The organism is Streptomyces sp. (assembly GCF_031178505.1).
GTDB lineage: Bacteria > Actinomycetota > Actinomycetes > Streptomycetales > Streptomycetaceae > Streptomyces > Streptomyces gulbargensis.
In genome coordinates this window covers 1-6,065 of the sequence record NZ_JAPSIW010000421.1, presented here as the reverse complement: position 1 = coordinate 6,065, position 6,065 = coordinate 1, and the positions used below count along the sequence as shown (strand labels likewise).

Sequence of the window (6,065 nt, the reverse complement as noted above, 5' to 3'; positions counted from 1 at the left end):
GCGGCCGTGCGCAACAGCGCCTCCGCGTCGGCGACGGCCTGCCGCTCGTGCAGTAGCAGTGCCGTCCGTACCACGTCGTGGTCGTGCCGGTCGCGTGCGTAGATGTGCACGAGGTTGTCGGCCAGGTCGCCCTGTTCCTGCGACCGCAACAGCGCTACGAGCAACGCCACTTCGGTGGGCGCGTAGGCCTCAGCTGTGTGCCGGATGAGTGCGAGCGTGCTGTCCGGCCGGCCGCCCCGGAGCAGCTCTTCGGCCCGGCGGCCGACATGCGACGCCGCCACGGCTGCGTTTGTGCTCTGTTGCCGGTCCCCCTCCTGGCGGGGGACCGGCAACAGAGTTGCGGCACCTGCCGCCTCCTGAAACTGTTGCGGGCCGGCCTCACCTACCGGCGTCGGCTGAGCGGCCCTGATCCGTCGCGTCTCCCGCTTGAGCGCGGTGACGTGCTGGCGGAGTTCCCCGATTTCCTGCTCTCTTTCCGCCATCGACCGTTCGAGCTGGCCATGGGCTTCCTGCAAAGCCCGCAGCTTCTGTCCAGCGGCACGGACCGCTTCTCTGTGGCGCGAGCAGTTGCCGCACCGTTCCTGCTCGGCTCTTGCGTGCAGTTCCCGCAGCTCTTCCCACTTGATGCCGACGTTCTGGCCGCCTCCCGCGTCCCGGCAGGCGGTGTCGAAGATGAGGGACAACGTCCGGCTTGGCGGTATGCGCTGACCCTGGAGGTACCGCGTCAGCGTCGTATCGCTGACGTGCAGATACTCGGCGGCCTGAGCCTGCGTCGGATGAGTGAGAACGGTTCCGTCTACGGCCGTGACGCTCAGGTGGCGGCAGATTTCTTGCAGCGCCGCAGCGAGTTTCCGCCGGTCAGGCGGGACAGTCCCGTCGAATGCCTTCTCAGTCCAGGCGAACGGGCGGCGACTGCTGCTGCGCGCTGGCATGGCGACAAACCTCCGCGTATGTGGCCGAACTGGCCAATTTCGTGCCGCCAGGCGGCGACGTTCCTCGCCATTGTGCCGGAGGGCAACACCCCGCCGCCTGGCGGTTTTTGATTCTTCTCTTGCCAGTTAGTGCGCAAGTTTCATCGAGGCGGTTCAAAGCGATTTCGATGTGCCACGCTTTAGGAGTCAGCCGCAGCGATGCGGGGGGTGGCGTGAGTCATGCTTTTATGGCGCGCTCATGTCATTTCGTATTGCGTGGGGCAGGCATCCGAATCGTGTGCGTTTTCTTGGGAGGGGACCGTCATGACGATGCCGTCTTGGCAGGAGACCAGTGCCGGAGGCCACAAGCTGGGGAGCATGGCGCGCGCCGCCCTCTGGCTGGTCCAGGTGGTGGGGGAGGGGAAGATCTTCACCGTGGCCCAGCTGCGTGAGGCCTTCCCGGACGTCGCTCAGATCGACCGGCGCATGCGCGGGCTGCGGGACTACGGGTGGGAGATCGCGACCGCCCGCGAGGACCCTGAGCTGCTTTCGCAGGAGCGGCGCTTCGTCACGCGTGGCAAGGACGTGTGGGTGCCGGGCCAGGCGAAGAGCCCGAGTCACAAGGCGAGTATCACCAACGCTCAGCGGGCGAGGGTGATGCAGGGCGACGGGTACATGTGTCGCACCTGTGGCATCGCGGCCGGCGAGGCTTACGAGGACGGCGTCACGCAGGCGGTACTCAACGTTGCCCGGCGCCAGGTGTCGCTGGCGGGCGGCGAGGTCACGCACGAGCTGGTCACCGAGTGCCAGCGGTGTGGGCGGGGCAACGTGGACCGGACCGTGCACCTGCCGGAGGTGCTCGCCCGGATCGAGGCGCTCGCGCCCCTGGAGCGGAGTGTGCTCAGCGGCTGGGTGAAGGCCGACCAGCGCACCTACAGCTCGCTGGAGTTCCTGTGGGGCTTGTACCGGACGTTGCCGGAGGAGTCCCGTAAGGCCGTGGCCGACGCTCTTGACCCTGACGACACCGACAACTGAGGAAGGACGGACACACGATGATGCGCGAGCTTCCGGCCCCGCCGCGGGCAGATGAGTTCGGTGAGCTGATCAGCAAGCGGGTCGAGGAGGTCAGGGAGGCCGGCGGCACGCGGGAGACCGTTTCGGTCGAGCTGAACGGCCAGCCGCTCCATGTCGAGGTGATCGACCTGCCCCTCAGCAGCCTCTACTACAACCCCAGCACTCACCGGATCCGTGCCCAGCGCAGCCACGACCCCGAGCGGGACGCGGCGCTGGACAAGGACCCGTGGAGCGGGGAGAGCCAGGATTACCTGCGCTTTCTGCTCCAGGCTTCGCCGGCGAACCCGGACCTGAGGGACAAGGACTTCGACACTCTCAGGGACAGCCTCAAGGAGTACGGCCAGAACGACCCCGGGCTGGTGACCCGGCACGGCGTGCTCGTCAACGGCAACACCAGGGCCGCCGCGCTGCGCGAACTCGGCGAGCAGTCGATGCGGGTCGGCGTGCTGCCGGAGTCGTTCACCTGGGCTGACATCAACGCCGTGGAGCTCGCGCTGCAGCTCCGTAAGGACCACCGGCGGGACTACTCCTACATCAACCGGCTCCTCGCCATGGAGGAGCAGGCATCGCTGGGGCGTACTCCGGAGCAGATCGCGAAGGACTTCCGGATCCAGACCCGCACGTACCACCAGGAGCGGTGGATCCTGAGCACGATCCGTGAGCTCAACGAGCGCAGCCGCACCGGCGGCGGCAGCGGGCTGCGCCTGGTGGACTGGGAAGGCGCCCAGGAGCGCCTCAAGGAGCTGCACCGTCTGTACGTGAAGCTGGAGAGCGTGGACCGTGACCAGGCGGACGTTCTCAAGGAGCTGCGTCTGGCCGCCATTCTTCTCAACTTCTCCAAGACGGACGTACGCCTCATCGACGAGGACTTCCTGAAGGGCGGGTTCCGGGACCAGCTGCCCAAGGCGAGTGGTACCGCGGCTCAGCCGCAGTCCGTGTCCGTTCCCGGGCTTGGACTCGAGGTCCCCGCGGCCTCCTCCGTCGTGGCCGAGACGCGCGCGATGAACGACGAGATCCTGCGTGCCGCAGCCGTGGTGCGGACTGACGCGCCTGCCCTCGGTGATGAGCAGAAGTCCTCCGCGCAGGAAGTCTGTGACCGCGCACAGCAGGCCTTCGACAAGGCGATCGAGGCAGCCGGACGCAGCGCGCGGCTGCGCAAGCGCAAGCAGCTTGCTCCCGCCAGGCTGGCCGACGCGTGCGCCAGCATCGACCAGTGTGTGAGTGACCTGGTGCAGGCGCGTACGTCCCGCAGTCTGGACGAGGAGCAGTTCGACGAAGCCGTGGTCAAGCTGCGGGACAGCCTGCTCAAGCTCGCCCAGCAGGCTGGCCGGGGGCTGCCGCAGCCCGGCGAAGGCGTTTCCTGGCTGCTGGACGCCGTCTCGTCGGAGGGGTCGCGTTGACCGGCACCGGCCACGAGAAGTCCCTGCGTCTCGGGTTCGACGAGACCCGGACCCGTGTCGTCTTGCGGACGACCGACGCCTTTCAGCAGGAGCTTGTCCAGCTGGCCGCCCGGTTCCGTACCGGGGGCCAGCTGGGCCCCGACAGCGCCTCCGTCTCCCTGGACGAGCTGCTCGCCGACCTGGGAGCGCTCAGTTCCTGGCCCGACCCGGCTGGCGTTGAGTGGGCGGATGACCTGCGCGAGCTGGTGTCCGGCGTCGTCCGGGACGCCCACACCGTGCAGGAACGTCTCGCGGGACGGGAGACGCCTGGCGAAGTCACCCCCGACGACGTGCCCATGCTGCTCGGCGATACCTGGAAGGGCGAACTCAGCGAGTTCCAACGCCGGGACATCGCGAAGCTCCTGTCACTGCAGCACGGCGCCAACTTCAGCGTCCCCGGCGCGGGGAAGACGCGCGTCGCGCTCGCCGTGTATGCGGCGCAGAAGGCGGCCGGCCGTGTGAGCCGCCTTCTGGTGGTCTGTCCCAAGTCGGCTTACGAGTCGTGGCGTTACGAGACCGCGGAATGCCTGATCCATCCCCTGCGCATCAACGTCCTGGACGGCTCGATGGACCAGTGGGCCGAGGTGCTCGTGGTCAACTACGAGCGTCTCGACCGGTCGCTGTCCATGCTCGCTGGATGGCTGAAGACGGCCCCCTCCATGATCATCCTGGATGAGGCGCACCGCATGAAGCTGGGAGCGAGGGGTACGTACGGGGCGGCCTGCATGGCGTTGGGGCCGCTTGCCACGCGACGGCTGATCCTGACCGGTACGCCTGCCCCCAACGGCTCCCGGGACCTGGAGAACCTCCTGGGTTTCGTCTGGCCGGGACACGGCCAGCGCACCGTGGTGCAGGCGGTGGCCGGAGGGGACCTCGCGCACGCCAGCACCGTTCTCCGGCCCCTGTTCACCCGTACCACGAAGCATGAACTCGGTCTTCCTCCAGTGCAGTTGGGTCTGCGCTACGTCGACATGCCGCCTCTGCACGACGAGATCTACACGGCGATCGTGGGAGGCGAGAGGAGCGGTGCCGCGCGAGAGGATCTGAGTTCCCTCGGGAGGACGGCACTGCGACTCCTCATGGCGGCGACGAGCCCTGCCCTGCTCCTCGAAGGAGGCAGCCGGTACGAACCACTCGCGTACCAGTTGCCGCCGATGGAGATCCCCGAGGGCAGCTCGCTCTACTCGCTCATGCAGAACCTTCCTGACTACGAGCTTTCGCCGAAGTACCAGGAAGCCGTGGCGATCATCGCGGAGAACGCGGCCCGGGGCCGCAAGACGCTGGTCTGGACGACGTTCGTCAGGAGCCTGACGACGCTGGAGCGCATGCTGGAAAAGTACAGCCCGGCTGTCGTCTACGGCGGTACCCCGGACCGGGAGGAGCAGCTTCGACGGTTCCGGGAGGACCCGGCGTGCATGGTGCTGATCTCGAACCCCGCCACCCTGGGCGAGGGGATCAGTCTCCACCATGTCTGCCATGACGCGGTCTATGTGGACCGTGACTTCATGGCGGGCCGGTTCCTGCAGAGCCTGGACCGGATCCACCGTCTGGGCCTGGCCCCCGATACGGAGACCCGGGTCACGGTCCTGGCGGTGCGGAATTCGATCGATGAGGTGGTGGCGGCCAGCCTGGAGCGGAAGCTGGAGTTCATGGGGCGCATCCTGGACGATCCCACCGTGCAGCAGCTTGCCGACCTCGAAGAGGAGCCGGCCGTCGCAGCGGGCCTGGCGCCGACCGATGTCGAGGCCTTGCTGAGCCACATGGGAGGCAGCTAGGACTGGCTACGTGCTTGGGGCGGCGCGGGACTACCCTCTGCGGTGTGTCCCCCGAAGCCGAATGGGAGGCCCCGGAAGGATCCTGGGCTTCCTCCGCAGCACGTCGCCGCAACATGCAGGCGATCCGCAGCCGTGACACCAAGCCGGAAATCCTGATCCGGCGGCTGGTACATGCCGCGGGGCTGCGGTACCGGGTGGCCGCCCGCCCGCTCCCAGACCTTCGCCGGACGGCCGACATGGTCTTCCGTTCGGCGAAGGTCGCCGTGTTCATTGACGGCTGCTACTGGCACGGTTGCCCGGAACACTATGTCCCCCCAAAGACCAATTCCGGCTACTGGTCGGAAAAAGTCGTTCGCAATGTCAAGAGGGACCGGGATACCGATGAACGCCTGCGGGAGGCTGGCTGGCTGGTGCTCCGCTTCTGGGAGCACGAGCCATCAGGCGCCTGTGCCGACAAAATCGCCTTGACGGTCTTGGCTCGGCGCCAGGGCGGCGTGACCCGTGGGGACTGAGATCTCAAGCTGATGCGGAATGTCCTCGACGGGGCTTGCGTCTGCTGGCTCCATCTCGTAATCCCTGGTGAGGTCATCGCGGTACTGGGGCAGCAGGACCGCGGCGATAGCGCGTCCTACGGCCTCGGCCACGGGCGGCGGGAAGGCGTTTCCCACCTGACGGTAACGGGCCGTCTTCCGCCCCTGGAACTTCCACTCCTCAGGGAAACCCTGGATGGCTGCCGCCTGGGCGACAGTAAGCATGGGCCCGGCGGGACGGAACAGGTCGCGTTCCGGGTCGCAGCTGTCCGGATCATTGGCGATACCCATCCCGTCGACTCCGAGTTCCGCCCATGCGCGCTTGGCGCGGGTGGG

General features: G+C 67.6%; 7 protein-coding genes. 5 read left to right on the top strand and 2 right to left on the bottom strand.

The window, feature by feature from the left end; genetic code table 11:
* A partial coding sequence (locus RIF68_RS24010; RefSeq protein ID WP_309053372.1) for a hypothetical protein occupies window positions 1-281 on the bottom strand: 281 nt, incomplete at its 3' end.
* 159 nt (window positions 282-440) lie between these two features.
* Here RIF68_RS24010 and RIF68_RS24005 point away from each other — a divergent pair.
* The 5 genes from RIF68_RS24005 (at window position 441) to RIF68_RS23985 (ending at window position 5,711) form a co-directional block, all read left to right on the top strand.
* Complete coding sequence (locus RIF68_RS24005; protein ID WP_309053371.1) at window positions 441-1,043, top strand: hypothetical protein; 603 nt, start codon at window positions 441-443, stop codon at window positions 1,041-1,043.
* 192 nt (window positions 1,044-1,235) lie between these two features.
* On the top strand, window positions 1,236-1,946 hold the full coding sequence (locus RIF68_RS24000; protein ID WP_107478470.1) for a hypothetical protein: 711 nt from the start codon (window positions 1,236-1,238) through the stop codon (window positions 1,944-1,946).
* Window positions 1,947-1,963: 17 nt separating this feature from the next.
* Window positions 1,964-3,385, top strand: coding sequence for a hypothetical protein (locus RIF68_RS23995; RefSeq protein ID WP_309053370.1), 1,422 nt, complete (start codon window positions 1,964-1,966; stop codon window positions 3,383-3,385).
* On the top strand, window positions 3,382-5,199 hold the full coding sequence (locus tag RIF68_RS23990) for a DEAD/DEAH box helicase (protein ID WP_107478471.1): 1,818 nt from the start codon (window positions 3,382-3,384) through the stop codon (window positions 5,197-5,199). Before RIF68_RS23995 ends, RIF68_RS23990 begins: the two co-directional genes overlap by 4 nt.
* 44 nt (window positions 5,200-5,243) lie before the next feature.
* Window positions 5,244-5,711, top strand: coding sequence for a very short patch repair endonuclease (locus RIF68_RS23985; protein ID WP_107478472.1), 468 nt, complete (start codon window positions 5,244-5,246; stop codon window positions 5,709-5,711).
* Here the strand turns inward: RIF68_RS23985 and RIF68_RS23980 are convergent.
* Window positions 5,637-6,065 (bottom strand): DNA cytosine methyltransferase (locus tag RIF68_RS23980; protein ID WP_309053369.1); only part of this gene is annotated, 429 nt, incomplete at its 5' end. The two genes, RIF68_RS23985 and RIF68_RS23980, sit on opposite strands and share 75 nt — an antisense overlap.